General features: G+C 46.3%; 26 protein-coding genes and 2 tRNA genes. 23 read left to right on the forward strand and 5 right to left on the reverse strand.

The features are described 5' to 3' along the window. The first annotated feature begins 8 nt into the window (after positions 1-8). From ICN47_RS01760 to ICN47_RS01820, 13 genes are all read left to right on the forward strand, one after another. Positions 9-2,027 carry a bifunctional (p)ppGpp synthetase/guanosine-3',5'-bis(diphosphate) 3'-pyrophosphohydrolase gene (locus ICN47_RS01760; RefSeq protein ID WP_216218185.1) on the forward strand — a complete coding sequence of 673 codons (2,019 nt, stop codon included), beginning with the start codon at positions 9-11 and terminating at the stop codon, positions 2,025-2,027. Between the two features lie 18 nt (positions 2,028-2,045). Further along, positions 2,046-2,122: transfer RNA gene (locus ICN47_RS01765), tRNA-Val, on the forward strand. Positions 2,123-2,247: 125 nt separating this feature from the next. Continuing rightward, on the forward strand, positions 2,248-4,170 hold the full coding sequence (gene thrS, locus ICN47_RS01770) for a threonine--tRNA ligase (RefSeq protein WP_216218186.1): 1,923 nt from the start codon (positions 2,248-2,250) through the stop codon (positions 4,168-4,170). A 42-nt stretch (positions 4,171-4,212) separates the two neighbouring features. After that, positions 4,213-4,737, forward strand: a complete 525-nt coding sequence (infC, locus tag ICN47_RS01775; RefSeq protein ID WP_216218296.1) for a translation initiation factor IF-3 — start codon at positions 4,213-4,215, stop codon at positions 4,735-4,737. A 139-nt stretch (positions 4,738-4,876) separates the two neighbouring features. After that, positions 4,877-5,074 carry a 50S ribosomal protein L35 gene (gene rpmI / locus ICN47_RS01780; RefSeq protein ID WP_046330084.1) on the forward strand — a complete coding sequence of 66 codons (198 nt, stop codon included), beginning with the start codon at positions 4,877-4,879 and terminating at the stop codon, positions 5,072-5,074. A gap of 25 nt (positions 5,075-5,099) precedes the next feature. Continuing rightward, on the forward strand, positions 5,100-5,465 hold the full coding sequence (gene rplT / locus ICN47_RS01785; RefSeq protein WP_011902675.1) for a 50S ribosomal protein L20: 366 nt from the start codon (positions 5,100-5,102) through the stop codon (positions 5,463-5,465). 26 nt (positions 5,466-5,491) lie between these two features. Continuing rightward, complete coding sequence (pheS, locus tag ICN47_RS01790; protein ID WP_216218187.1) at positions 5,492-6,538, forward strand: phenylalanine--tRNA ligase subunit alpha; 1,047 nt, start codon at positions 5,492-5,494, stop codon at positions 6,536-6,538. Between the two features lie 20 nt (positions 6,539-6,558). Continuing rightward, positions 6,559-9,015 (forward strand): phenylalanine--tRNA ligase subunit beta, encoded by a 2,457-nt coding sequence (gene pheT / locus ICN47_RS01795; RefSeq protein WP_216218188.1) that lies wholly within the window; start codon positions 6,559-6,561, stop codon positions 9,013-9,015. Positions 9,016-9,062: 47 nt separating this feature from the next. Further along, positions 9,063-9,386, forward strand: a complete 324-nt coding sequence (locus ICN47_RS01800; protein WP_216218189.1) for an integration host factor subunit alpha — start codon at positions 9,063-9,065, stop codon at positions 9,384-9,386. Continuing rightward, positions 9,364-9,714: a MerR family transcriptional regulator gene (locus ICN47_RS01805; protein ID WP_216218190.1), complete on the forward strand. Its 351-nt coding sequence runs from the start codon at positions 9,364-9,366 to the stop codon at positions 9,712-9,714. The genes ICN47_RS01800 and ICN47_RS01805 overlap by 23 nt, the downstream gene beginning before the upstream one ends. Positions 9,715-9,739: 25 nt before the next feature. After that, positions 9,740-9,816 (forward strand) — tRNA-Pro (locus ICN47_RS01810). A gap of 36 nt (positions 9,817-9,852) precedes the next feature. After that, positions 9,853-10,263, forward strand: a complete 411-nt coding sequence (locus ICN47_RS01815) for a PaaI family thioesterase (protein ID WP_216218191.1) — start codon at positions 9,853-9,855, stop codon at positions 10,261-10,263. Between the two features lie 172 nt (positions 10,264-10,435). Next, a complete protein-coding gene (locus ICN47_RS01820; RefSeq protein WP_216218192.1) occupies positions 10,436-10,720 on the forward strand; it encodes an H-NS family nucleoid-associated regulatory protein in 285 nt (94 codons plus the stop codon). Between the two features lie 54 nt (positions 10,721-10,774). On the opposite strand, the gene ICN47_RS01825 is transcribed toward ICN47_RS01820, so the two are convergent. Continuing rightward, positions 10,775-11,470 carry an excisionase family DNA-binding protein gene (locus ICN47_RS01825; RefSeq protein ID WP_216218193.1) on the reverse strand — a complete coding sequence of 232 codons (696 nt, stop codon included), beginning with the start codon at positions 11,468-11,470 and terminating at the stop codon, positions 10,775-10,777. A gap of 300 nt (positions 11,471-11,770) precedes the next feature. On the opposite strand from ICN47_RS01825, the gene ICN47_RS01830 reads away from it, so the two are divergent. From ICN47_RS01830 to bamC, 9 genes are all read left to right on the forward strand, one after another. After that, a complete protein-coding gene (locus ICN47_RS01830) occupies positions 11,771-14,626 on the forward strand; it encodes a 2-oxoglutarate dehydrogenase E1 component (RefSeq protein WP_216218194.1) in 2,856 nt (951 codons plus the stop codon). A gap of 40 nt (positions 14,627-14,666) precedes the next feature. Further along, positions 14,667-15,878, forward strand: coding sequence for a 2-oxoglutarate dehydrogenase complex dihydrolipoyllysine-residue succinyltransferase (gene odhB, locus ICN47_RS01835; RefSeq protein WP_216218195.1), 1,212 nt, complete (start codon positions 14,667-14,669; stop codon positions 15,876-15,878). 12 nt (positions 15,879-15,890) lie between these two features. After that, positions 15,891-17,327, forward strand: coding sequence for a dihydrolipoyl dehydrogenase (gene lpdA / locus ICN47_RS01840; RefSeq protein WP_216218196.1), 1,437 nt, complete (start codon positions 15,891-15,893; stop codon positions 17,325-17,327). Further along, the gene (gene zapE, locus ICN47_RS01845; protein ID WP_216218197.1) at positions 17,328-18,431 is read left to right on the forward strand and encodes a cell division protein ZapE; all 1,104 of its coding nucleotides are present in this window, start codon (positions 17,328-17,330) and stop codon (positions 18,429-18,431) included. It begins immediately after the preceding gene. 9 nt (positions 18,432-18,440) lie between these two features. Next, positions 18,441-19,289, forward strand: a complete 849-nt coding sequence (locus tag ICN47_RS01850) for a 3',5'-nucleoside bisphosphate phosphatase (RefSeq protein WP_216218198.1) — start codon at positions 18,441-18,443, stop codon at positions 19,287-19,289. A gap of 22 nt (positions 19,290-19,311) precedes the next feature. After that, on the forward strand, positions 19,312-20,514 hold the full coding sequence (locus tag ICN47_RS01855) for a tryptophan--tRNA ligase (RefSeq protein ID WP_216218199.1): 1,203 nt from the start codon (positions 19,312-19,314) through the stop codon (positions 20,512-20,514). Between the two features lie 9 nt (positions 20,515-20,523). After that, a complete protein-coding gene (locus ICN47_RS01860) occupies positions 20,524-21,087 on the forward strand; it encodes a bifunctional 2-polyprenyl-6-hydroxyphenol methylase/3-demethylubiquinol 3-O-methyltransferase UbiG (RefSeq protein ID WP_216218200.1) in 564 nt (187 codons plus the stop codon). A 77-nt stretch (positions 21,088-21,164) separates the two neighbouring features. Next, entirely contained in the window at positions 21,165-22,037 is an 873-nt protein-coding gene (dapA, locus tag ICN47_RS01865; RefSeq protein ID WP_216218297.1) for a 4-hydroxy-tetrahydrodipicolinate synthase, read from the forward strand. Beyond that, positions 22,034-23,182 (forward strand): outer membrane protein assembly factor BamC, encoded by a 1,149-nt coding sequence (bamC, locus tag ICN47_RS01870; protein ID WP_216218201.1) that lies wholly within the window; start codon positions 22,034-22,036, stop codon positions 23,180-23,182. The genes dapA and bamC overlap by 4 nt, the downstream gene beginning before the upstream one ends. Before the next feature lie 65 nt (positions 23,183-23,247). On the opposite strand, the gene ICN47_RS01875 is transcribed toward bamC, so the two are convergent. After that, positions 23,248-23,415 (reverse strand): hypothetical protein, encoded by a 168-nt coding sequence (locus ICN47_RS01875; protein ID WP_216218202.1) that lies wholly within the window; start codon positions 23,413-23,415, stop codon positions 23,248-23,250. A 108-nt stretch (positions 23,416-23,523) separates the two neighbouring features. Then, complete coding sequence (locus ICN47_RS01880; protein WP_255538879.1) at positions 23,524-24,648, reverse strand: cupin domain-containing protein; 1,125 nt, start codon at positions 24,646-24,648, stop codon at positions 23,524-23,526. 161 nt (positions 24,649-24,809) lie between these two features. Here ICN47_RS01880 and ICN47_RS01885 point away from each other — a divergent pair, with 161 nt between their 5' ends. Further along, positions 24,810-25,412: a peptidylprolyl isomerase gene (locus ICN47_RS01885; RefSeq protein ID WP_216218204.1), complete on the forward strand. Its 603-nt coding sequence runs from the start codon at positions 24,810-24,812 to the stop codon at positions 25,410-25,412. A gap of 18 nt (positions 25,413-25,430) precedes the next feature. Here the strand turns inward: ICN47_RS01885 and cysE are convergent, their stop codons facing one another. After that, positions 25,431-26,189, reverse strand: coding sequence for a serine O-acetyltransferase (gene cysE / locus ICN47_RS01890; RefSeq protein ID WP_216218205.1), 759 nt, complete (start codon positions 26,187-26,189; stop codon positions 25,431-25,433). A gap of 23 nt (positions 26,190-26,212) precedes the next feature. Then, entirely contained in the window at positions 26,213-26,953 is a 741-nt protein-coding gene (locus ICN47_RS01895; protein WP_216218206.1) for an RNA methyltransferase, read from the reverse strand. Positions 26,954-26,964 lie beyond the last annotated feature (11 nt).

A 26,964-nucleotide genomic window follows, 5' to 3' on the forward strand; every position in this document is an offset into this window, starting at 1 on the left:
AATTGCCAATGGCAAATGATTCTGGTAAGCCCATATTTCTAGATGCTTGGTATGGTGAGCCAGCTGAGCAACATGCGGCTGGTTCCATGCAAATTCTGCAATCTTTAAATTTGGATGAAGCGACCATTAGCGCTGCTTCTAATATTGCACGTACCCACGGTAAAGAAGCCCTAATCAAGTTAATTGGTGAAGAGCCAGCAAAACTATTAATTGGTTATCGAGGATTACGTCAGGCGCAAGCAAAGTTAGTGCGAGACGACGGCGGTATTAGTGTTGCTGGTCAAGAAGAGATGCTCCGTAAGATGCTCTTGGCATTTGGGGATGATTTACGGGTTGTACTGATTTATCTCGCATCCCGTTTACAAACACTCCGCTGGATTACTCAAGAGAAGATGGTGATGCCATCTGCTTGGGCTCAGGAAATTTTGAGCATTGATGCCTCTTTAGCTAATCGGCTGGGAATATGGCAAATGAAGTGGGAAATGGAGGATCTTGCTTTTAGGGTTCTATCACCAGACACCTATCGCGACATTGCCAAGATGCTAGATGCTAAGCGCATTGAGCGACAAGTCTTTATTGATCGCATAGTCGCGCAACTCCAATCAGAACTAAAGGCGGCACATATTGATGGTGAGGTATTGGGGCGTCCAAAGCATATCTATAGCATATGGAAAAAGATGCAAGGTAAAGCTTTAGATTTTGCTGATCTCTATGATGTAAGAGCATTTCGAGTATTGGTGACGGATGTCAAATCTTGTTATGCCGTTCTCGGTATTGTCCATAACGTATGGCAACCGGTGCCTCGTGAGTTCGATGATTACATTGCAAGACCAAAACCGAACGGCTACCAATCTCTCCATACCGTTGTGATGAATGAAGATGGCACTGCATTTGAAATTCAGGTACGCACTCATGAAATGCATCAGCAAGCAGAATATGGTTTAGCAGCCCACTGGCGCTATAAAGAGGGTGCCTATATTGGAATGGCTACACCTCCAAATCCCACTAAGACAAATAAGCCTGATATTACTCATCAAGCGGGTACACACAGTGCAGAGGTTGCCTATGAAAGGCAAATTGCCTGGGCTCGGCAGCTGATCTCTTGGAAAGAGGATGCATGGGATCAACTCAAGCACCATGAGATTGATGATCACATTTATGTATTGACTCCCCTAGGCAAGGTTATTTCCTTAGAGAAGGGTTCAACGCCTATCGACTTTGCCTATGCTGTCCATACCAACTTAGGCCATCGCTGCAGGGGTGCGCGTGTTGATGGTGCCATGGTTCCGCTGGAGACTTCATTGCAGAATGGACAAACAGTAGAAATCATCGCAGTGAAGCATGGTGGCCCATCACGGGATTGGATTAGTCCCGATAAGCACTATCTTCGCTCCCAAAGAGCGCGTCAGCGAGTGCGCGCTTGGTTTAATGCGCTTGATGATGAAGAGGGTGGGCTAGCATCAAAACCATCCGAAGCAAAGTCTGAAGCTGTGGCAGAACCAAAAATCGCTGCCACTCCAGAGATCATTTTGCGTAATAGCAGTCGTAAAAATTCCCAAAGCGGGGATGTCTTGGTTGTGGGAGTTGATTCTTTACTGACGCAATTAGCGCGTTGCTGCCGACCCGTGCCGCCAGATGCCATCGCTGGCTTTGTTACCCAAGGTCGAGGTGTCTCCATTCATCGACGTTCCTGCAAAACCTTTAGAGGTCTTTTAGAAAGAGCGCCTGAGCGCGTCATTCAGACTGCCTGGACTTCAGTTGGCGAGAAGGCGGTAGCGCATGAGGAGCAAAAGCGGGTATTTCCGGCGGATTTAGTTGTTGCTGGCTTAGACCGTCCTGAATTGATGAGAGAGCTCTTTGAGATACTCACAAGACAAGGCGTTCATGTGATTGATTTGCGTAAATCCGCTAAAAAAGGCCTCGCTCAGATCCTGTTAACGGTGGAGGTTAAGGATTCTGAGGTGCTTCGCGTTGTTCAAAATAGCCTAGAAGAGGTCAAAGGGGTCACCCAAGTGCGTCGCCGGTGATAAACTCTATGGCTGTATAGGCTCGTAGCTCAGCTGGTTAGAGCACCACCTTGACATGGTGGGGGTCGTTGGTTCGAGTCCAATCGAGCCTACCAACGAATAAGACCCAAAAGGATCTTCAATAGGAGAACCAAAGAGGCGCGGATGCCCAAAAGCTACCGCGCTTTCTTTTTATGTCAATGTAGTAAGAATGAAGTTCAGCGAATAAAACGGAGTCATCATGCTTGTAGTTACTCTACCCGATGGATCAAAACGTGAGTTTGAGGCGCCCGTTCGCGTCGCGGATGTTGCTCAAAGTATTGGGAGTGGTCTAGTAAAAGCTGCCTTAGGCGGAATTGTTGACGGCAAAATGGTTGATACCAGTTTTGTGATTGATAAAGATAGTCAGTTAGCCATCATCACAGATAAGAGCCCTGAAGCACTAGAAATTGTTCGCCACTCGACAGCGCACTTGTTGGCATACGCCGTCAAAGAATTATTTCCCGAAGCTCAAGTCACTATCGGCCCAGTAATCGAGAATGGTTTTTACTATGACTTCTCTTATCACCGCCCATTTACACCAGATGACTTAGTTGCTTTAGAAAAGAAAATGACTGAGCTCGCTAAAAAAGATGAGCCAGTGACTCGTACCGTAATGCCGCGCGATGAAGCTGTTGAGTTCTTTAAGAAGCAGGGCGAAAACTATAAAGCTGAACTGATAGCTAGCATTCCGCAAGGAGAAGATGTCTCCTTGTATGCAGAGGGTAAATTCACCGATTTATGCCGCGGCCCACACGTCCCATCCACCGGCAAGTTAAAGGTGTTTAAGCTGATGAAGCTTGCTGGTGCTTATTGGCGTGGCGATAGCAAGAATGAGATGTTGCAGCGTATCTACGGTACCGCATGGCTTCGTAAAGAAGATCAAGATGCTTACTTGCATATGCTTGAAGAATCTGAAAAGCGTGATCATCGTCGCTTAGGTAAGCAACTCGATTTATTCCATTTCCAAGAGGAAGCGCCAGGACTTATTTTCTGGCATCCAAAGGGTTGGTCGATTTGGCAAGAGGTTGAGCAATACATGCGCCGCGTGTATCAGCAAGAAGGTTATCAAGAAGTCAAAGCTCCACAGATTTTGGATCGTGGACTTTGGGAAAAATCTGGTCACTGGGAAAATTACAAAGAAAATATGTTCACGACAGAGTCGGAGAATCGCGCCTACGCATTAAAGCCGATGAACTGTCCAGGTCACGTACAAATTTATAACTCTGGTTTGCATAGCTATCGTGAATTGCCATTGCGTTTTGGTGAGTTTGGTCAGTGCCATCGCAATGAACCCTCAGGTGCTTTGCATGGTTTGATGCGCGTCCGTGGTTTTACCCAAGATGATGGTCATATTTTTTGTACCGAAGATCAAATTCAGTCCGAGGTAGCTGCGTTTGATAAAGCGGTGCGTGCTGTTTATCAAGATTTTGGATTTACTGAGGTTGCCGTGAAGCTTGCATTACGTCCGGCTAAGCGTGTGGGTGATGATGCTATCTGGGATAAAGCAGAAGAGGCCCTTAGGGGTGCTTTGAAAGCTTCTGGCCAAGAATGGGAAGAATTACCGGGCGAGGGCGCCTTTTATGGTCCTAAGATTGAATATCACCTCAAAGACTCCATTGGGCGGACTTGGCAGTGCGGCACGATCCAGGTCGATTTCTCGATGCCAGCCCGTCTTGGTGCTGAATATGTGGCCGAAGACAATACCCGCAAGACCCCGGTCATGCTCCATAGGGCAATTGTGGGCTCTTTAGAGCGTTTTATTGGCATTTTGATCGAAAATCACGCTGGAAACATGCCGGTATGGCTTGCTCCTACACAGGCGGTTGTCCTCAATATCTCCGGAAATTCTGCTGCATATGCACAACAAGTGCAGCAATTGCTGAAAAAACAAGGGTTTAGAGTCGAGGCGGATTTGCGGAATGAGAAAATTACGTATAAAATACGCGAGCACGCATTACAGAAGACTCCATTTTTGCTAGTTGTAGGAGATAAGGAAGCTGAAAGTAATACGGTGGCCGTTCGTGCCCGTGGCGGAGTGGATTTAGGTGTAATGCCTCTTGATGCCTTCGTTGCCCGACTCCAGCAGGATATATCCCAGAAAGTCGGACCCGAGCCTAGCTAGGGGTGGATCGGTTTTTATTGTTTTTTTAGAGGAATTAAGAAGATCGCTACTGAAAAATTGCAGCGCATTAACCGGGAAATTACTGCTCCTGAAGTGCGTTTGATTGGAATTGATGGAGAGCCCATCGGTGTAGTTAAGTTGAGTGAAGCCTTGGCTGCAGCAGAAGAGAAAGAGACCGATCTGGTTGAAATTGCTCCTACCGCTGTGCCACCTGTAGTCCGGATCATGGACTTCGGCAAATTCAAATACCAAGAAGCCAAGCGGATGCATGAAGCTAAGCTGAAGCAAAAGGTAATTCAGGTGAAGGAAGTGAAATTCCGCCCTGGTACTGATGATGGTGACTACGGTGTGAAGCTACGCAATCTAATCCGCTTTTTAGAAGATGGCGATAAGACAAAGATTACGCTGCGGTTTCGGGGTCGTGAAATGGCCCACCAAGAAATCGGAGTCAGAATGTTGGAGCGTTTGAAGTTGGACCTTGTAGAGCATGGACAAGTCGAACAGTTTCCAAAAATGGAAGGCCGCCAGATGGTGATGGTATTGGCCCCCATTCGTAAGGCTAAGTAACAAACTGATTCGTAAGACTGGGTTTGTTGTTTAAGTAGGGAGGCATTGAAAGATGCTGGTTGTTTGAAGTGCTTCTGGGTACAGGAAGAGTAACCGTCGGTTACCACCTATGTTGCACAAGTAATTGAAGGGGTGCTTTATGCCCAAGATGAAGAGTAAGAGTAGCGCGAAGAAGCGCTTCACGGTCCGCGCAGGCGGAACGATCAAACGAGGTCAGGCTTTCAAACGCCACATCCTCACCAAGAAGACCACAAAGAATAAGCGTCACTTACGTGGTACCACCGAAGTTGCGAAAGCTGACGTTAAGTCAATTCGCTCCATGCTTCCATACGCTTAACCTCAGACTAGATTAGGAGAAATAAATGCCAAGAGTCAAACGTGGGGTTACAGCAAGAGCCCGTCATAAGAAAATTACTGATGCCGCAACAGGTTACCGCGGTCGTCGTAAAAACGTATTCCGTATTGCTAAGCAAGCAGTTATGCGTGCTGGTCAATATGCCTATCGTGACCGTCGCAACAAGAAACGTGTATTCCGCGCTTTGTGGATTGCTCGTATCAACGCGGCAGTTCGTCAGCATGACATGACCTATAGCGTATTCATGAATGGTATGAAGAAAGCTGCGATCGAACTCGACCGCAAAGTACTTTCTGATATGGCCATTGCTGACAAAGCGGCTTTTGCTGCTTTGGTTACTCGGATCAAATCCGTAGTAAACGCTGCAGCTTAATTCTTAGTTTTTAAAACTAAGCTGCAATGGTTTCTCTCGACCAAATTGTCGAGGATGCTAAACGTGATTTCCTCGGAGCTGCCGATGCGGCAGCTCTAGAGGACGCGAAAGCCAAGTATCTCGGTAAATCAGGTGTTCTCACTGAGCGTTTAAAAGCGCTTGGTGGAATGTCGCCTGAGGAGCGCAAGAGTGCTGGCGCCCAAATCAATCAAATCAAAACCCAAGTAGAGGCTGCCTTACAAGAGCGTCGCCAAGCATTGGCTGATGCTGTGTTGATGCAACGGCTTGCTGCGGAGTCAATTGATGTTTCCTTGCCAGGCCGTGGCCAAGCGGTAGGTAGTTTGCATCCTGTGATGCGCACCTGGGAACGCGTTGAAGAAATCTTTCGCTCCATTGGTTTTGATGTAGCAGACGGCCCTGAGATTGAAACTGATTGGTTTAATTTCACCGCCTTAAACAGTCCTGAAAATCATCCTGCACGATCAATGCAAGATACTTTTTATGTGGATGGCAAAGACTCTTTAGAGAAGCCTTTGTTATTGCGCACGCATACCAGCCCCATTCAAGTTCGCTATGCCAGTGAACATGTTAAAAAATATGCCAATGCAGATGTGATGCCGCCAATTAAGGTTATTGCACCCGGCAGAACCTATCGCGTTGATAGTGATGCTACCCATTCACCGATGTTCCACCAAGTTGAAGGCTTGTGGATTGCTGAGAGTGTTTCTTTTGCTGACCTAAAGGGTGTGTATACCGATTTCTTAAGAACCTTCTTTGAAACCAATGCATTGCAAGTGCGCTTCCGCCCTTCCTACTTTCCATTCACAGAGCCATCAGCTGAGATTGATATGGCCTTTGGTGGCGGTAAATTGGCTGGCCGTTGGTTAGAGATTTCTGGTGCAGGACAAGTTCATCCAAATGTTTTGCGCAATATGGGAATTGATCCCGAGCGCTACACCGGCTTTGCATTTGGATCGGGTTTAGAGCGTTTAACGATGTTGCGCTATGGGGTAGATGATTTACGCCTCTTCTTTGAAAATGATTTACGTTTCTTAGCGCAGTTCCCCGCTTAAGAAAGTACCTATAAAAAGCTATGCAATTTTCTGAATCTTGGCTTCGTCAGTATGTAAACCCATCGCTCGATAGCGATGCGTTAGGTCACGCTATGACAATGGCTGGATTAGAGGTTGAAGAGCAACATTCAGTAGCGCCGGCTTTTACTAAGATTGTGGTTGCCCAGATTCTATCTGCTGAGCAACACCCCGACGCAGATCGTTTGCGTGTTTGTAAAGTCGATGCGGGTACCGGTCAAGAATTGCAAATTGTATGCGGCGCGCCAAATGCGCGTGCTGGGATCAAAATTCCATGCGCCATGGTTGGTGCAGAGCTACCTCCTGCAGAGGCGGGTGGTAAGCCATTCATGATTAAGGTTGGAAAACTCCGCGGCGTAGAAAGCCAGGGGATGTTGTGCTCGGGTCGTGAGTTGGGCTTAGGTGATGATCACGAAGGCATCCTAGAGTTGCCTGCAGACGCTCCTATCGGTGAGGATATTCGCAAGTATCTTGATCTCGATGATCAAATATTTGTAATTAAGTTAACGCCCAATAAAGCAGACTGTCTTTCCTTAATGGGAATGGCACGAGAAGTCTCTGCAATTACCGGTGCAACGCTTTGCGCTCCACAATGGACGGTACTTGCAGTATCTATTGATGACAAACGCAAAGTTACCGTTGAGGATAAAGATCTTTGCGGTCGTTTTGCTGGACGCGTCATTCGGGATGTTCATCCTCAGGCTAAAACGCCGGATTGGATTGTCAAACGTTTATCCCGTGCAGGACAAAGAAGTATTTCTGCATTAGTAGATCTATCCAACTATGTCATGTTGGAGATGGGGCAACCCACTCATGTATTTGATATTGATAAATTGAACGGTGATATCACGGTACGTTGGGCGAAAGCAGGGGAAACGCTTGAACTTCTCAACGGCCAGACAGTGACATTGCAGGGCCCTGATTCTGCTGGTAAGGTGCAGGATGCTGGTGTAGTGTCAGATCAAACAGGTCCAGTAGCGCTTGCCGGAATCATGGGTGGTAATCACTGCGCCGTAAGCGATGACACTAAAAACATCTATGTTGAGGCTGCTTACTGGCTTCCTTCAGCAATTCAAGGACGGGCGCGCCGTTTTAATTTCAGTACTGATGCAGCCCATCGTTTTGAGCGCGGAGTAGATCCGCAAGCTACGGTTACTTGCTTAGATTATTTATCCGCATTAATTCTAGAAGTCTGCGGTGGTCAAGCAGGCCCAATTGATGATCAAGTATTGAATATTCCAGAGCGTAAACCCGTTCGACTTCGTTTAGCTCGTGCCATGAAGGTTATTGGTATTCCGCTGACCAATGAGATTGTGGCTGACATATTCAAACGTCTTGATTTTGATTTCAAGCAAGAGGCCGATACCTTTATTGTGACTCCTCCGAGCTATCGTTTTGATATTGAGATCGAAGAAGATTTAATTGAAGAAGTCGCGCGTATGTACGGCTTTGAAAATATTCCAGATACTCCGCCTGTAGCAACACTCAAAATGAGTGCTAAAGCTGAAGCAAAACGTGGCGTTCATTTGTTGCGTCAGCGTCTGGCATTACAGGGTTATCAAGAAGCAGTGAACTTTGGCTTTACTGACTTAGACAGCGAAAAGCGTATAGCAGGTGCCACTGAAAAAGATGTCATTGCTGTTCTCAACCCTATTGCTAGCCAATACGGTGTGATGCGCAGCAATTTATGGGGCGGCTTGCTGAATAACTTAAAGTCCAACCTTAATCGTGGTGCGAGCAGAGTTCGCTTATTTGAAACGGGTCGCGTATTTAAGCGTGATACCGCCGTACAAGAAGCCGATGGCAAAGTAGCTGGTTTTCATCAGCCTCAAAAAATTGGTGGCTTGGCTTATGGTGCTTTTGTTCCTGAGCAGTGGGCTAGCGCAACGAGAGTGGTAGACTTTTTTGATGTGAAGGGCGATCTAGGGCGTGTTTTAGATCCTTTGCACTTTGTAACTGAATCTGCAAGTCATCCAGCCTTACACCCAGGACGTAGCGCGAAGGTATTCTTGATTGCCAATAAAAATCGTATTGAAGTGGGTTGGATTGGTGAATTACATCCTGGCTTGCAACAAGCCTATGAATTGCCCCAAGCTCCGGTTTTGTTTGAATTAGATTTGGAGCCTATTCGTGAACTGGGATTGCCAGTACCTGAAGAGTTAAGTAAATTTCCTGCAGTGCATCGTGATTTAGCGCTTGTAGTGAAGCAAGACATTTCTGCGCAGGCACTGCTTGATGCAATGAATGCTAGCAAGCAAAATTTTGTACGCAATATCGAGTTATTTGATGAATTTAGGCCTAAGGCTGGTTCAAGCAGTATGGCCGACGATGAAAAGAGCCTGGCATTTAGGGTGACTTTATTGAACCCACAAGAAACATTACAAGATACCCAAATTGATGCAGTAATGGCATCTTTATTGGGCGCAGTAGAAAAAAAATGCGCAGCCCGCCTGCGCTAGGTTTAGTATTAGTCAAATATTAGAAAAACAGCCATAAGAGAATCAGCATGAGCGACTTAAACATCAGCGATACCGTTACGAAGAATGAGCTATCAGAGGCGCTCTTTGACCAGGTCGGTTTGAATAAGCGTGAAGCGAAGGATATGATCGATGCATTCTTTGATCGCATCGGCCATTCTTTAGAGGCTGGCGTTGAAGTTAAGATATCGGGCTTCGGAAATTTCCAGTTGCGCAATAAATCGGCCCGTCCTGGTCGAAACCCAAAAACAGGTCAAATGATTCCGATTGCAGCCAGACGGGTAGTTACATTTCATGCCAGTCAAAAGCTAAAAGATGTAGTGGAGTCGCATGCTCGAGAAAACCGAGTTTGAGGCTAGCTCAGCGTTGCTGAGCTCTCAACTTCCTCCTATACCTGCTAAGCGTTACTTCACTATCGGTGAGGTAGCCGATCTTTGCGGTGTCCGCTCTCATGTCTTACGTTACTGGGAGCAAGAGTTTTCACAGCTCAATCCGCAAAAACGTCGTGGCAACCGCCGCTACTATCAGCACCATGAAGTGGTATTAATTCGCAAGATTAGAGCGCTTCTTTATGAAGAAGGCTTTACGATCAGCGGCGCTAGAAATCGTCTTGAAGAGGCTCGTGGTGAGCTGAAGTTACGTGACGAGTTGCAGGCCGTGCTGAACATTCTCTCCAAATAGTTACTGATACAATTTTGTCTTTCGTCGGGGCGTAGCGCAGCCTGGTAGCGTACATGCATGGGGTGCATGTGGTCGGAGGTTCAAATCCTCTCGCCCCGACCATACATTTCTTTCTACCTCCATTTATTTCGAGTTTTTATGACAGCTAAACAAAAACCCACTGAGTATTTTGGTTTGACGATCCCATTCTTGGATCACCTAAAGGTTATTCCAGAGTTCGCTGAAAATGGAAAATCACGCATTAGTCTTGAGATGATGCCTGAGCATGAGAATAGCTTTGGCGTTGCGCATGGCGGTGTCATCATGACCTTATTAGACTTTGCGATGGCCGCTGCTGCCCGCAGTTGCGTGAATCACCCATTGGGGGCCATCACAATTGATATGACGGTGAGTTTTCTGCGCCCGAGTATCGGAAAAATTGCTGTAGAAGGTCTCGTATTGAAGTCCGGTAAGACGATTAATTATTGTGAAGCCGTGGTTTTGAATGAAGCCGGCGAGATAACCGCGAAATCTAGCGGTACTTTTGTACTGGGAAAGCAGGGTGCGTAATAATTTAATATAGTATTTATAACGAATATATTATTAATACTAAATTATTATCATATTAAATAATGGTATATAGCAATATATTGCTTGGTTAATAAATTTATATATAATTAACCTTAGAAATAGCGAAATAAAACCTATTTCTAATAACCTGTTATTTGGAGAATATGAGTATATGGCTTCTTATAAAGAGCTTTTAGCCCAGCGCGAGCAGTTAGATAGACAAATTAAAGAAGCAATTGCGCTCGAAAAAGCGGATGGCATTGCAAAGGCCAAGCTGATTATTGAGCAGTATCACTTAACGGCATCAGACCTGTTTAGTCGTAAAGTAGGGGCGCGCGCTAGCGGTGGTAAGGTTGCGCCAAAATACCGCAATCCAGCTACCGGTGAAACTTGGACTGGTCGTGGTAAGGCGCCAAAGTGGATAGAAGGTAGAGATCGTAATAGCTATTTTATCTAAGTAATTGATTTAATGAGATAAATTAAAAAGGCCGCTATCTTAGCGGCCTTTTTGCTATAAACACTTCCTGGCTAAGGCCTCGACAAAAATGGGTTCTAACAGCTCATGACGACTCCGATAGCTCCAAGATGGATCTTGCTCTGGATTCGTTGCTGGATAGCCAACAATATGCGGATTAAGCTCAATAAGTCCATTTTCAAGCTCTTTTTTGATGCTTTCGGATAGTGTGGCTCTGCTGCTATTTTCATCTACCAGGCTAACTACTCCAGGATGGAGTTTGATAAAACCTTCATCTACTAAGATAGGAATGCGTTGCGTGTCCTTGTTTTTGCTCAAATAATGGATTAGGTGGACTTGCTCTACAGGGGGTATGAGGGCATCTAGGAAGATTAAGTCAGGCGCAATGGCAACTGCCTTCATCAAGCCTTCCAAGCTATCCATGGCCACCTCCATTTCAACCTTGAGTTGCCAATCTTGAGTTGATTCCAGTAATTCTTGACTATTTTCAGCCCTTCTGAATATCCCGAGGGCAATGCAGTTCTGGGTCGTTTTTTGACGCATTGCACGTTTTCTTCTTTGGAGCTGCTGATCTAGTGAGCTTGCCAGTATTCGCCTATGGCCCCCGCGGGTTTTCCAGGCGATTAATTCACCTAGCTCTACCATTTTCTGTACTGTCCCTAGCGATACTTGCAAAACCTTTGCGCTTTGCCTTGTGCTGAGATATTCCATATCTGGGGTAATCGTTTTCATATTTCCCTTATTTTCATTAATCCAATTGAAGATTTAGAGAATAAGAATCAAATTTGTTTGAATCTGTCGGTCAATATTGAAAGCTCGGTAGGAAAATTCTTATTAATCTCCTATTTCTAAGGAATTACCCCCAAATCAAGAGAAATCAGGGAAAGCCCTTTATAAATCAATGGTTAATCGTGTTAAATTACTAGACTAGTAACAGTATTTGCACAGAGCAATTCGTGAAGCGGTACAGCCGTATAGCGGATGGTTATAACCACAGTTTTTATTCGGGAAACCCGATGAAAGGTGAGCATCATGATGCAGGACCAAAGAGATAACTCGTATCTCTTCGGCGGAAACGCCCCTTACGTAGAAGAACTCTACGAATCCTACTTGCACGATCCGACTTCAGTTGAAGCGCATTGGCGAGATTATTTTGATAACGTTAAACAAGTCCCTGCGGTCGACGGTTCCTCTCGAACTGATATTGCCCACGGACCGATTGTTGCGTCATTTGCTGAGCGCGCAAAGCAAGGCCCTATCAGAACTATTTCTGATTCGGCTGACTCAGAAATGGGGCGCAAGCGCGTTGCAGTCCAGCAATTAATTGCCGCGTACCGAAACGTTGGTAATCGCTGGGCAGATATAGATCCTTTAAAGCGTACGGAACGCCAGGATATTCCTGAGCTCGATCCCGCTTTCTACGGATTTAGTGATGCCGATATGGATATCGTCTTCAACACCAGCAATACATTCTTTGGCAAGTCAGAGATGACTTTGCGTGATTTGCTCCAAGCATTGCGTGAAACCTATTGCGGCACGATTGGTGCCGAGTTCATGTTTATCGCGGACCAAAAGATTAAGAAGTGGTGGCAAGAAAAATTAGAGTCCATTCGCTCAACCCCAAGCTTTAATGTGGATGAGAAGCGTCAGATTCTGGACCGCGTTACTGCGGCAGAGGGTTTAGAGCGCTATCTCCAAGCTAAATATGTTGGGCAGAAGCGTTTCTCCCTCGAGGGTGGTGAAAGCTTTATTGCCTGTATGGATGAACTTATTCGTGAGGCTGGCTCAAAAGGCGTCCAAGAGATTGTGATTGGTATGGCCCATCGTGGTCGTCTTAACGTTTTGGTGAATACTTTGGGCAAAATGCCTAAAGATCTGTTTGCTGAGTTTGAGCATAAGGGTCCTGAGACATTGCCTGCAGGCGATGTTAAATATCACCAAGGTTTCTCTAGCGATATTTCTACGCCAGCTGGTCCAGTACATCTGTCCCTGGCATTTAACCCTTCCCATTTAGAAATCGTGAACCCGGTAGTTGAAGGTTCTGCACGTGCACGTATGGAACGTCGCGGCGATTTATTGGGTGAGCAGGTATTGCCAGTTCTAGTACACGGTGACGCGGCGATCGCTGGTCAAGGTGTGATGCAAGAAACTTTGGCGATGTCAGAGGTGCGCGGCTACTCCACTGGCGGCACCTTCCACATTGTGATTAACAACCAGATTGGTTTTACGACCTCTGATCCACGTGACTTGCGTTCAAGCTTGTATTGCACCGACATCATGAAGATTGTTGATGCGCCTGTCTTGCATGTGAATGGTGATGATCCCGAAGCGGTTGTCTTGGCAACCAAATTGGCCATTGAGTTCCGTACCAAGTTTCATAAAGATGTGGCAGTGGATATTGTCTGTTTCCGCAAGCTCGGTCATAACGAGCAAGATTCACCAGCGATGACTCAGCCTTTAATGTACAAAATCATTGCAGAGCATCCTGGAACTCGAAAGGTGTATGCCGATAAGTTAGAAACGCAAGGCGTTCTTCCAGCAGGCACTGGCGATTTGATGGTGAAGGAATACCGCGCCGCTATGGATGAAGGTAAGCAAACTTCTGATCCAGTGCTTAGCAACTTCAAAGGAAAGTTTGCAGTAGATTGGTCTCCATTCTTAAATAAGAAGTGGACTGATGAAGCAGATACGGCTATTCCGCTGACTGAGTGGAAGCGCTTGGCAGAAAAGATTTCTACGATTCCAGACAATTTCAAAGCTCACCAATTGGTGGAGAAGGTCTATAAAGACCGTGCAGCTATGGGCCGTGGTGAAGTCAATATTGACTGGGGCATGGGTGAACATATGGCTTTCGCATCCTTAGTTGCTAGCGGCTACCCAGTTCGCTTATCTGGTGAGGATAGTGGTCGCGGCACCTTTACACATCGTCACTCAGTGTTGCACGATCAAAATCGTGAGAAGTGGGATACCGGTACTTACACTCCGCTCCAGCATGTCACCAAAGATCAAGCACCATTTGTGGTGATTGACTCCATTCTTTCTGAAGAAGCAGTCCTTGGATTCGAGTATGGTTATGCCGCAGCTGAGCCAAACACGCTGACTATTTGGGAAGCGCAGTTTGGTGACTTTGCCAACGGCGCACAGGTTGTCATCGACCAATTTATCGCTTCAGGCGAAGTAAAGTGGGGTCGTGCAAATGGCTTAGTGATGATGTTGCCACACGGATATGAGGGTCAAGGCCCAGAGCATTCATCAGCGCGTCTTGAGCGTTTTATGCAGTTATGCGCTGACACCAACATGCAGGTGATTCAGCCAACTAGTGCGTCGCAGATCTTCCACGTTCTCCGTCGTCAGATGATTCGCCAATTCCGCAAGCCATTGATTTTGTTTACGCCGAAATCACTGCTGCGTAACAAAGAGGCTGCATCACCATTGTCTGAATTTACTAAGGGTGGATTCCTGACTGTAATTGGTGAGCGCGATGAGTCTCTCGATGCGAAGAAGGTTACTCGCTTAGTTATCTGTTCGGGTAAGGTTTATTACGATTTGGTAAAAGCCCGTACCGAGAAGAAGATTGAAGATGCTGCGATTATTCGTTTGGAGCAGCTCTATCCATTCCCACACAAGGCGCTTGCGACTGAATTAAAGAAATATCCAAAGTTGGAAGAAATTGTTTGGTGTCAAGATGAGCCACAAAACCAAGGTGCTTGGTTCTTCGTTCAGCACAATATTTTGGAAGGCATGTCTGATGGCATGAAGTTGGGTTATGCAGGTCGCCCAGCATCAGCGTCTCCGGCTTGTGGTTACGCTCATTTGCACCAAGAGCAGCAGAAGTCTTTGCTTACTGCCGCGTTTGCCAAACTTAAAGGTTACGTGATTACGAAATAATCGTTCTCATTACTCTACATACATATCACTAGGATTAATCATGGCTATTTTTGAAGTTAAAGTTCCACAACTCTCCGAATCAGTTGCTGAAGCAACTTTATTGCAGTGGAAAAAGAAAGTCGGCGACGCTGTTGGTCAAGACGAGATTTTGATTGAAATTGAAACCGACAAAGTGGTTCTGGAAGTTCCAGCACCATCTGCTGGTGTTCTAACAGAAATCGTCGTTGCAGACGGCGGTACTGTTGTTGCTGAGCAGTTAATTGCAAAGATTGATAGCACGGCTGTTGCTACCGCGGCTCCTGCTGCTGCAGCGCCGGCACCTGCCGCTGCTCCTGTAGCGGCAGCTCCAGCAAAAGCAGCTCCTGCAGCGAAGTCTGCTGGTGCAGCCGCAGCACCATCTGCTACCAAAATCCTCGCTGAGAAAAGCATCAGTGCAGATCAAGTGGCTGGTTCAGGGCGCGATGGCCGTATCACCAAGGGTGATGCATTGAATGCGTCCGCTGGTGGTTCTAAGTCAGCAGCTTTGCCAAGTGCACCAATTCCGATGGGCGATCGTCCAGAAGAGCGCGTACCGATGAGTCGTTTACGTGCCCGTATTGCTGAGCGTTTATTAGAGTCTCAAGCAAACAATGCAATCTTGACTACATTTAATGAAGTTAACATGGGCCCTGTGATTGCTTTGCGTAACAAATATAAAGACCAGTTTGAGAATGTCCATGGCGTTAAATTAGGCTTCATGTCTTTCTTCGTTAAGGCTGCAACACATGCCCTGAAGAAATTCCCATTGCTAAATGCTTCTGTTGATGGCAACGACATCGTTTACCACGGCTACTTTGACATTGGTATTGCTGTAAGTTCGCCACGTGGCCTGGTAGTGCCTATTTTGCGCGACGTTGATCAAATGAACTTTGCTGATATCGAGAAGAAAATTGCTGAGTTTGGCGTTAAAGCTCGCGAAGGTAAATTGTCGATTGAAGAGTTGACTGGCGGAACATTCTCCATCTCTAACGGTGGAGTTTTCGGTTCAATGCTTTCTACTCCGATCATCAATCCACCACAGTCAGCAATCTTAGGTATTCATGCAACTAAAGACCGTGCAGTTGTTGAGAATGGTCAAGTCGTTGTTCGTCCAATTAACTACCTTGCTTTGTCCTATGATCACCGCATCATTGACGGTCGTGAGGCTGTGCTTGGCTTAGTTGCGATGAAGGATGCTTTAGAAGATCCTTCACGTCTTCTCCTTGATTTGTAAGAAGGAAAGATCATGAGCCAAGCTTTTGATGTACTCGTAATTGGTGGTGGCCCTGGTGGTTACATCGCCGCAATTCGTGCAGCGCAACTCGGTTTCAAAGTTGCCTGCGCTGAATCCAATTCCTTTGATGATCCTAAGGGTGAGGTACGTTTGGGCGGTACTTGCTTAAACGTGGGCTGTATTCCTTCTAAGGCCTTGTTGGCCTCCTCTGAGGAATTCGAAAAGATCAGCCATCATGCTGCAGATCATGGTATCAAGGTTAGTGCTGTCAGCATTGATTCTAAAAAGATGATTGCCCGCAAAGATGACATCGTCACCAAAATGACGGGTGGTATTCAGTTCTTATTCCGTAAAAATAAAATTACCTTATTAAAAGGTCATGCCTCATTTGAAGGTAAGGGTGCCGACGGTTACCAGGTGAAGATTGACGGCAAGGACAAAGAAACTGTTACTGCTAAGAATGTCATTATTGCTACTGGTTCTAAGGCACGTCATTTGCCGGGTCTCACTGTAGACAATGTCTTGATTTGCGATAACGAAGGGGCTCTCAAGTTTGATTCCGTTCCGAAGAAATTGGGTGTAATTGGTGCAGGTGTGATTGGTTTGGAATTAGGCTCCGTGTGGCGTCGCCTTGGTTCAGAAGTCACTGTGCTTGAAGCCTTGCCTACATTTTTAGCTGCTTGCGATCAGGGCATTGCTAAAGAAGCGCTGAAGCTTTTTACTAAGCAAGGTTTGAACATCAATATGGGTGTGAAAATTGGTGATGTGAAGGCGGATAAGAAAGGTGTAGTGGTTAATTACACTGATAGCGCTGGTAAGGCCGCTAAATTAGAGTGTGATCGTTTAATTGTTTCTGTTGGTCGCGTACCTAATACCGATAAATTAGGGCTGGATAAGATTGGCCTTAAGGTCGATGAGAGTGGATTTATTCCGATTGATGACCATACTTGCGCCACTTCTGCGCCTGGTGTTTATGCTGTAGGCGACGTAGTACGCGGTCCAATGTTGGCCCATAAAGCGGAAGATGAGGGTGTTTTGGTTGCAGAGGTGATTGCAGGCCAGAAGCCGCATATCGATTATAACTGCATTCCTTGGGTTATCTACACTGATCCTGAAATTGCTTGGGTTGGTAAAACTGAGCAAGCACTGAAAGAGGCTGGTATTGCTTACAAAGCAGGTCAGTTCCCATTTGCAGCGAACGGTCGAGCATTAGGTATGGGTCGTGCTGATGGATTCGTCAAAATATTGGCAGATGCCAAGACTGATGAAATCTTAGGTGTTCATATCATTGGTGCAAATGCCTCTGATTTAATTGCAGAAGCGGCTGTTGCAATGGAATTCAAGGCAGCAGCAGAAGATATTGCTCGTATCTGTCATGCACATCCAAGTTTGTCTGAGGTGATGCGCGAAGCAGCATTAGCGACAGATCAACGTGCATTAAATATGTAATTGAAAACCATTGAGTATTACCAACAAGAGTTAAAGACGCGCGGGTATCAAAGTGATCCCGCGCAGCTTCGTGCTGTAGAGCGTTTGCAGCAGTGCGAAGATAAGTGGATTGCTTACAAAGATATTCGTAGCAACGGACTCAAGAAAAAACTATTTAAACCAGCGCTACCCCGCGGCTTGTATTTATGGGGCGGGGTGGGTCGCGGCAAATCTTTTTTGATGGACTGCTTTTATGCAGCTTCACCATTGGAAAAAAAAGTACGTATTCATTTTCATGAGTTCATGCGAGAAGTCCACCGCGAACTTCATGAGCTTTCTGGCTTATCAGATCCATTAGATGAATTATCAAAACGGATCGCCAAGCGTTATCGCTTAATCTGTTTTGATGAATTTCACATCAATGACATCGCTGATGCCATGATTTTGTATCGCTTACTCAGCGCACTCTTCGCTGACCGCGTGCAGTTTGTCATGACATCCAATTACCGCCCTGATCAGCTTTATCCAAACGGCCTACATCGTGATCGTTTACTGCCTGCGATTAAGCTGTTGGAGGAAAAATTAGACGTATTGAATGTGGACGCTGGCAATGACTATCGTCGCGTGCAAATGGCACAGGTAGAGGCTTATTTAACTCCGGTGAATGAGCAAACGGATCAGCGTTTATTGGAGATGTTTAATGAGTTGATTGGTCATCAGCAGGAAGAGCTCCACCCAGTCCTGCATATTGAATCCCGAGAATTGCGCCCTTTGCATATGGGTGATGGTGTGGTGTGGTTTGATTTCAAAACCCTATGTTGTGGCCCCCGATCGCAAAATGACTATTTAGAAATTTCCAATCAGTTTCATACTGTCATTCTGTCTGGGGTGCCTTATATGCCACCCAGAATGACCAATGAAGCCCGTCGTTTTATTTGGTTAATTGATGTCTTATACGACCATAAGATCAAATTAATCATCTCAGCCGAGGTACCAGCCCCAGATTTGTACACCGAGGGACAGATTACCAGTGAGTTTTCCCGGACGGTGTCGCGCTTAATTGAGATGCAGTCCCGTGACTACCTAGATGCGCCTCGCCGGGTAATTGATACCAGCTTGACCTAAAATAGGGTCATGAGCACTTTTTCCACCATAAATGCCGATTTGCATTGCCACTCAGTGGTATCAGATGGCACTTTGACGCCAGAAGAATTGGCGGAACGCGCACACGCAAACGGCGTTCGTCTTTGGGCGCTCACAGATCACGATGAATTAGGTGGACAGCAGCGCGCTAGAGCTGCAGCAGCAGATTTGAAAATGGAATACTTAGCTGGTGTAGAAATTTCAGTAACGTGGATGGGGCAAACCATTCATATTGTTGGTTTGGGAATTAACGAACAACATGCAGGAATTTTAGAAGGCCTAAAGCAGACCCGAGAAGGTCGTGGCGATCGCGCCAAACTCATGGCAGAGCAATTACTCAAGGCTGGGATTCCTGGGGCCTATGAAGGTGCATTGCACTATGCAGGTAATCATGACTTAATTTCTAGAACACACTTTGCTCGTTTCTTAGTTGAGCAAGGGGTCTGTCGTGATACTGAGCAAGTGTTTAAGAATTACTTAGTTGAAAACAAGCCTGGCTATGTGCCGCACCGTTGGGCAAGCTTGGCAGATGCGATTGCTTGGATTAAAGCTGCAGGAGGCGTCGCTGTCATTGCCCATCCTGGACGTTATAAGCTCAATGCCATGCAGAGGGACGAACTCTTCAAATTTTTTAAAGAGCATGGCGGTCTTGGTATTGAAGTCATTACTGGGAGCCATACTCCAGATCAGTATCAGGAGTATGGAAAAATTGCGCAGCAGTATGGTTTCTTAGCATCGCGAGGTTCGGATTTTCATGATCCTTCCGAAAGTCATACTGATTTGGGTGCTCTACCACTTTTACCCCATCACCTCACGCCTGTTTGGTCGGTGTTTCATTAATTCCTATAGATAAAGAAAAAAGATGTTTGCTGAACGTGTTCTCTCCGGTATGCGCCCCACAGGTAATTTGCACTTGGGCCACTATCATGGCGTTTTAAAAAATTGGGTTCGCCTCCAATCAGAATATCCATGCTTCTTTTTTGTGGCAGATTGGCATGCCTTAACTACTCACTATGAAACACCGGATGTCATTGAGCAGTCAGTGTGGGATATGGTGATTGATTGGTTGGCAACAGGCGTTGATCCAAACCAGGCAACCCTTTTTATTCAAAGTAAAGTACCAGAGCATGCAGAGCTGTTCTTGCTGCTCTCCATGGGAACCCCATTGGGCTGGCTTGAGCGAGTACCTACCTATAAAGATCAGATTGAAAAATTAAAAGAAAAAGATTTGCAAACTTATGGATTTTTAGGTTATCCATTGCTTCAAGCGGCTGACATTTTGATTTATCGGGCGCAGTTCGTTCCTGTAGGTGAGGATCAAGTTCCTCATGTGGAAATGACGCGCGAAGTAGCTCGTCGTTTTAATTATTTATACGGACGTGAGCCAGGTTTTGAAGAAAAAGCTTTAGAAGCAGTGAAGAAGTTGGGTAGTAAGCGCGCCAAAATGTATGCTGAATTGCGAGTCGCTTTTCAGGAGCGCGGTGATGACGAGGCCTTAGAGCAGGCTAAAGCACTGCTGCAAGAAGCACAAAGTCTTTCTATGGCGGATCGTGAAAGACTATTCGGATTCTTGGAGGGTGCACGAAAGATCATTCTTCCTGAACCACAAGCTTTACTAACGTCAGCCTCACGTATGCCCGGAATTGACGGCCAGAAAATGTCTAAGTCCTATGGCAATACGATTGGCATTCGCGAGCAACCTGAAGATGTCATCAAAAAGATCAGAACGATGCCAACGGATCCTGCGCGCGTTCGTAGAACCGATGCTGGAGATCCGGCACGCTGTCCTGTCTGGCAGCTCCATACGGTTTACTCCAATGAAGAAACAAAGCAATGGGTGGATAAAGGCTGTAAGTCTGCTGGGATTGGTTGTTTGGAATGTAAGCAACCAGTTATAGATGCCATTTTGGCTGAGCAGCAACCCATGTTTGAGCGTGCCCAGAAGTATTTAGATGATCCGAGTTTGTTACGTTCCATCATTGCCGATGGTTGCGATAAGGCGCGTAAGGTTGCCCAAGAAACCATGCGTGAGGTCCGTGAAGCTATGGGCCTTGCTTACGATTAAGGCCGTGATTTGTCAGTAAGTCATGATGCAATAGTAGAGTGTTCGCCGTGGGTGCGGCGCTTTGCCCGTTTTATCCCAAAGCCGGGGGTAGTCTTAGATCTAGCTTGTGGGTCGGGCCGTCATTCCCGCTATTTAGCGAGCTTGGATTATTCAATCTTAGCGGTAGATCAGGACCTTAGCCTCCTTGGCGCCTGCACAGATGGGCAAATAACACCTCAACAGTTTGATCTTGAGTTGGATAGTTGGCCCTTGGCTGGAGGCCTTTTTGATGGGATTGTGGTGACCAACTACCTATACCGCCCCCATTTAGACCAATTACCCATGATGCTTAATGAGGGTGGGGTGCTGATTTATGAAACTTTTGCCCAAGGAAATGAAAAGTTCGGCAAACCCTCCAACCCCAATTTCCTCTTAAAAACAGGGGAATTGCTCGCTTTAGCCTCTAGGCATGAGCTTAAAGTGCTGGCTTATGAGGATATTTATCTTGATCACCCCAAGCCAGCCATGATGCAGCGGATCTGTGCCGTAAAAGGTAATCTAAAAGGGCGCATTCCGTTACAATTTCAGGGTTAAGACAGTTAAAAATCGGTATACATTCGGTGACAAATACAGCCCATTCCACAGGTAGCAAAAAGCCCATTTCTGGCAGCATGCCAGCTATTGTTACGCCGATGCTTGAGGATGGCACCCTAGATTACCCTGGTTTACGTGCATTACTCGATTGGCATGTTGCTGAGGGTAGTGATGGCATTGTGATTGTTGGCACGAGCGGTGAGTCACCAACAGTTTCTGTAGAAGAGCATTGCGAGTTAATTCGCGCCACTGTTGAGCATATTGCCGGCAGAATTCCAGTGATTGCTGGGACTGGCGGAAATTCCACTTTAGAGGCGATTGAATTAACGCAGTTTGCTAAAAAAGTAGGAGCAGATGCGAGTTTGCAAGTTGTTCCTTATTACAACAAGCCGACTCAAGAGGGTATGTATGCCCATTTTAAAAAGATCGCTGAGTCAGTGGATCTCCCGTCGATTTTGTATAACGTACCAGGTCGCACTGTAGCTGATTTAGCTGGCGATACTGCGGTACGTCTTGCAGGTGTTCCAGGCATTATTGGAATTAAAGATGCTACTGGCAGTCTGGAGCGCGGCACGATCCTGATGGCAGACCTCAAGCGTGCAGGCCACCATGACTTTGCCGTTTTCTCCGGTGATGATTTAACAGCTGCCATGTTGATGTTGATGGGTGGCAAAGGGAATATTTCAGTCACTGCCAATGTGGCGCCACGTCTCATGCATGAGTTGTGTGTAGCCGCTATGTCAGATGATGTGCAAAAGACCCGCGAAATTCAGTACAAATTAATTGCAGTACACAAAGCAATGTTCATTGAAGCAAATCCGATCCCGGTGAAATGGGCATTGCATCAGATGGGCAAAATTACAGCTGGCATTCGCCTGCCATTAACTCCTCTAAGTGAGTCTTTGCGCGAACCCTTAAAGACAGCACTAAAACAGGCGGGTTTACTATGATTCACTTCATGCAATTTATGCGTCGATATTTATCGATCTTGGTGGTTTTTTTTATAGCCCTTGGATCATTAACTGCATGCAAGTCTATTTCTAGTAATGATACTGTTGACTACAAAGGCAGTGGCGCGATTCGTGGCCCCAACCTGGCTTATCCCCCAGATTTAATTACCTCGCAAGCAGATCGTCGCTATATCGTGCAAGATGGAACTGCAACGATGTCGGACTATAACTCTGCGATGAAAAAGTCTTCACAGCTCCGTACTAATGTGATGACCGGTATTCCGGGTATGCGAATTGCCCGTGACGGAGATCGCCGTTGGTTGGTTGTTGAAAAGCCAGCTGTAGAGCTTTATCCGCAAGTCAAAGATTTTTGGCAAGAGAATGGTTTCTTATTGACTATTGATTCGCCATCCACAGGAATTATGGAGACGGATTGGGCGGAGAATCGTGCCAAGATTGCTCAAGACTTTATTCGCTCTGCAGTGGGTGGAATGTTAGACAGTATTTATGATACTGGCGAGCGAGATAAATATAAAACTCGTCTCGAAGTCAGCAAGCCTGGCGAAACAGAGATTTACATTACCCAACGAGGCGCTGTTGAGCAGTGTGTTCGTGACGTAACTCAAGCTTGTATTAGCACTATCTGGACACCACGCCCTAGCGACCCTGAACTAGAGGCTGCATTTTTAGCGCGTCTAATGGAGCGCTTAGGAATGTCACAAGAGCAGGCTAAAGCGCTTGTGGCAGCACCATTGGGTCCCAAAACCCCTAAGGCGAAGTTTGTGCAAGATGGCGTAAATCAAGCGCACATTGATTTAACCTCTGGCTTTGATCGTTCATGGCGTGATGTCGGCTTGGCGCTGGATCGTTCAAACTTCTCAGTAGAGGATCGCAATCGTTCAAGTGGCGTTTACTATGTTCGTTATGTAAATCCTAAGGACCTGGGAGATACCAAAGGTTTCTTCTCAAATCTATTTAGCAGCAAGGATGATTCAAGTCTAAAAGCGAAAAAATATCAGGTGGTCATTAAGAGCACTGGTGAGAACTCTGCAAGTGTTTATGTGCAGGATGCTGATGGCAAGCCAGAAAATACGCCGGCTGGATTCCAATTGCTAACCTTGCTTGCCGAACAATTAGTGAGATAGTTAGCAGTAAGTCTAAGCAAATAAAAAAGCCGCTTTTCAGCGGCTTTTTTTCTTCATAAAGAAGATTACTTCTTAGCGTCAGCAGCAGGAGCGGCTGGTGCAGCAGCAGGAGCTTCAGCAGCAGGTGCAGCTGGAGCAGCAGCAGGAGCTTCAGCAGGTTTTGCTTCTTCTTTTTTACCGCAAGCGGCCAAAGCGATTGCTAACATTGCAACGAGTACGAGTGACTTCTTCATTTGTAGTTTCCTCTAAAAAAAATTACAGCAATTACCGGTAATTGTTGTTGGATCAATCAAGGGATTATCCCTAGGTATATTCCAGCATTTATTATATCCATCTCTGGGTTAGTTGTTAAAAACTAGCCATCCGGATAAGTAGGCCTCATACAGGCTTGAGTTACTAGCCCCTTTGAGACCCCTGCAAATCAAAGTCTTTTGGGAAGCCAGCAAATACCAAGCCTTTTGGATTTCCCTAGACTGCCCCTTAGTTACCATCTCTCCATTACAGAAAACCACTTGATTTTGGGCAAGAATACGGGTTTGGGGGTGGGGAAGTAAGGCCTGAATACTCAATTTTTGAGTAAATTGCTTGGGTGAGAGTGGCTTATCTGGCCCATTGAAAAAGGCCTGCTGTTTAGGTTCACTTAAATAAGCGGTAATGCCAGGTAAAAATTGGCTTAATTTATCCAGTTTTAAACCCTTTAACCTCTGCTCAAGTTGCTTGATCAATTCATGGGGGAGTTGTTCTGGCTGGTTGCTGGCTCTTTGCCCTGGGTCCGAAAATTTCTCATCAAGGCCGGGAATATCTTCTAAGGATTCGGCAAGTCTCCACAATCCTTCTTGTAGTAACTCTTTAAAACTGGGGGAGCGAAAACCTACTGACCAAGTTTGACATCCTGGATCCAATGCAATTCCGTGATGGGCAATGTGTGGGGGCAAGTACAGCATATCGCCTGGCTCTAATATCCACTCGTGCTCTACGGAAAAATTTTGCAAAATCTTCAGGGGAAGTTCGGGGTTAAGGCTTAAATCTTTTTGCCCTGAGATACGCCACTGTCTTCTGCCGGACATCTGGATTAAGAACACATCATAGGAATCAAAATGTGGGCCAACTCCACCGCCGATGCCAGCAATACTAATCATTAAATCATCGAGGCGTGCATCAGGAATAAAGCGAAACCAAGATAAGACGGTTGCTGCTGCAGGAAGATGCGCTTCCATGCCTTGAAGCAGTAAAGTCCAGTCACGCTGTTCTAACTTTGGAATGGATTTTTGCTTAAAGGGGCCCGTCTCAAAACGCCATGGATTTGCCTGAATTAAACGTGACTCCACTAACTCATCACTGGCAAGATTAAATAGTGCTTGCGCTGCAATCGGACTGCTTAATTCATCATGGTAACTTTTAGCCAAGGCAAACGCAGGAATAGCGCCCCTTACCAGCAGTGGCTTTTTATGCCAATGCTGTTTCATAAACTGATCGGGGCTTATTCCCCCAAATAAGGCCCATGGCTGGTTCAAAGGCAGGTTTTTGGGGGCTTGGGGTGGTTGATACGGATTGCTCAAGTAAAATGAGGTCATAAAGTAAAAGCTTGATAGAAATTGATTAAAAACGAATGTTTGACAGATTCCGCATGAAGATTGAAAAAAATACCGTCGTATCCCTTCGTTATAAGTTAACCGATGCCCAAAACAATACCATCGAGGAACCAGATTCTCCGATGGTATACCTGCACGGTGGCTATGAGGGCACTTTTCCGAAAATTGAGACTCTCCTGGATGGCCAAGATATTGGTTACGAGGCAAGCGTGCAATTGGAGCCCAGTGAAGCGTTTGGTGAGTATGACCCAGAGTTACTCAAGATAGAGCCTCGTACTCGTTTTCCGGAGCCGCTAGAGGTTGGCATGCAGTTTGAAGGTGTGCCTGATGCCGATGAAGAAGCTGCTGAAGCTGATGATCTGGATGAAGAGCCCTTGATCTACACCGTCACTGATGTTGCTGATAATCAAGTGGTATTAGATGGTAATCATCCATTGGCAGGCATGGCCTTGCGCTTTTGGGTTCAGGTTGAAGATGTTCGCGCTGCAACAGATGAAGAAATTGAAAATCGCCACCCAGAGGGCGGCGAAAGCTTTACCTTTGGCATGCCTAATGATGATGGTAATGCAGAGGACGATGATGAATATCCTGGTAACGCATTAGATTCTGGAAATACTAACCCGCGTACTTTGCATTAAAAAAGTATTCTAAACAGACTACTCTTTAAGCCATTCTTTAATGGCGTCTAGGCCACGCTTCGTATCGCTTGATCCGGCATTATCGGTCGGCGTATTGTTCAGCTTCGAAATGATTTTCTCGAGAGCGGCAATTTTCGCTTCTTGCACGATCGTGGCATCGATCAATCCTTTTAAAGCCATGGATACTGGGTCATCGACGTTCGGGGTGACACCATAAGCAGAAAAATATTCTTTAGTTTTGCTGTCTGGGCCCTGCGGAAGATCTGGGTGCAAGATGCGCGCTGGAATACCTACAGCAGTAGCGCCCGGAGGAATTTCTTTGAGCGCAACCGCATTGGAGCCGACGCGTGCACCATCCCCAACGGTAAAGCCACCCAGTACTTTTGCGCCCGCGCTAACAACCACGCCCTTACCAAGAGTGGGGTGACGCTTAACGCCTTTGTAAAGGGATGTTCCGCCTAAGGTAACGCCTTGATAAATAGTGCAGTCATCACCAATTTCAGTAGTTTCGCCAATCACAATCCCAAGGCCGTGATCTAAAAAAACTCTACGACCAATTTTTGCGCCTGGATGGATTTCAATGCCAGTTAGAAAACGTGCAAACATCGACATCAATCGTGCGATCCACTTTAATCCAATACCCCAAAAAAAATGGGAGACACGATGCAGCCAAACAGCGTGCAAGCCTGGGTAGCAGGTGATGACCTCCAGGCGATTTCTGGCGGCAGGATCCCGAACAATAATCGAGTCGACGTGGTCAAAAAGGGAATTAAACATAGTTTGATTTTAACGGGATGCGCTTATTTTCTCAGGAGCATCTGTTTAGCGATGCCGCGTAATAGATCAATCTCTTCTTTTTGGAGGCGACTACGAGCAAATAAGGCTTGTAAACGGGGCATGAGTTTCTTAGGGTTGGCGGGATCTAGATAGCCAATGGCTTCTAAGCCACTACGCCAATGCTCCAGCATAGCTGCAATGGCTGCGGGATCAGCATAGTCAATCCCACTCTGAGAATCTAATGGATCAACGCCATTGTTTAAGGCTTCTCTCAGAGTAAAGGCGCACACCATAATGGCCTGAGCAAGATTGAGTGAGGGGTAGTCCGGGTTGGCATCCAGCCAGACTCGATGGGTGCAAAGCGCAAGATGGTGATTGTCTAAGCCCGTACGTTCGGGCCCAAACACCATTGCTACCTGTTGACCAACTCCAAGCGTTTGTTTAATCAGACCTCGTGCTTGTTCCCAGTTCAGTGCGGGAGGGCCAAATTCTCGGTCTCGGCTAGTAAGGCCTAATACTAATGAGCAGCCCTCAACAGCAGATTCTAAAGAGGGGCTTTCTTGAGATCTATCGAGCACATCGCTCGCGCCGCTTGCTAAAGCAATTGCCTCTGGCAATTGCGCTATGCCTCTGGTTTTGGGATTGATGAGATGAAGCGCATCAAACCCCATGGTTTTGAGGGCGCGAGCTGCTGATCCCACATTACCGGGGTGGCTGGTTTCAACCAGAATCCAGCGCAGCAGATGGGCGTTTTGAGCGTTCATAAGCTTCTGAT

Source organism: Polynucleobacter sp. AP-Latsch-80-C2, from assembly GCF_018882185.1.
In the GTDB taxonomy this organism is placed as follows: Bacteria; Pseudomonadota; Gammaproteobacteria; order Burkholderiales; family Burkholderiaceae; genus Polynucleobacter.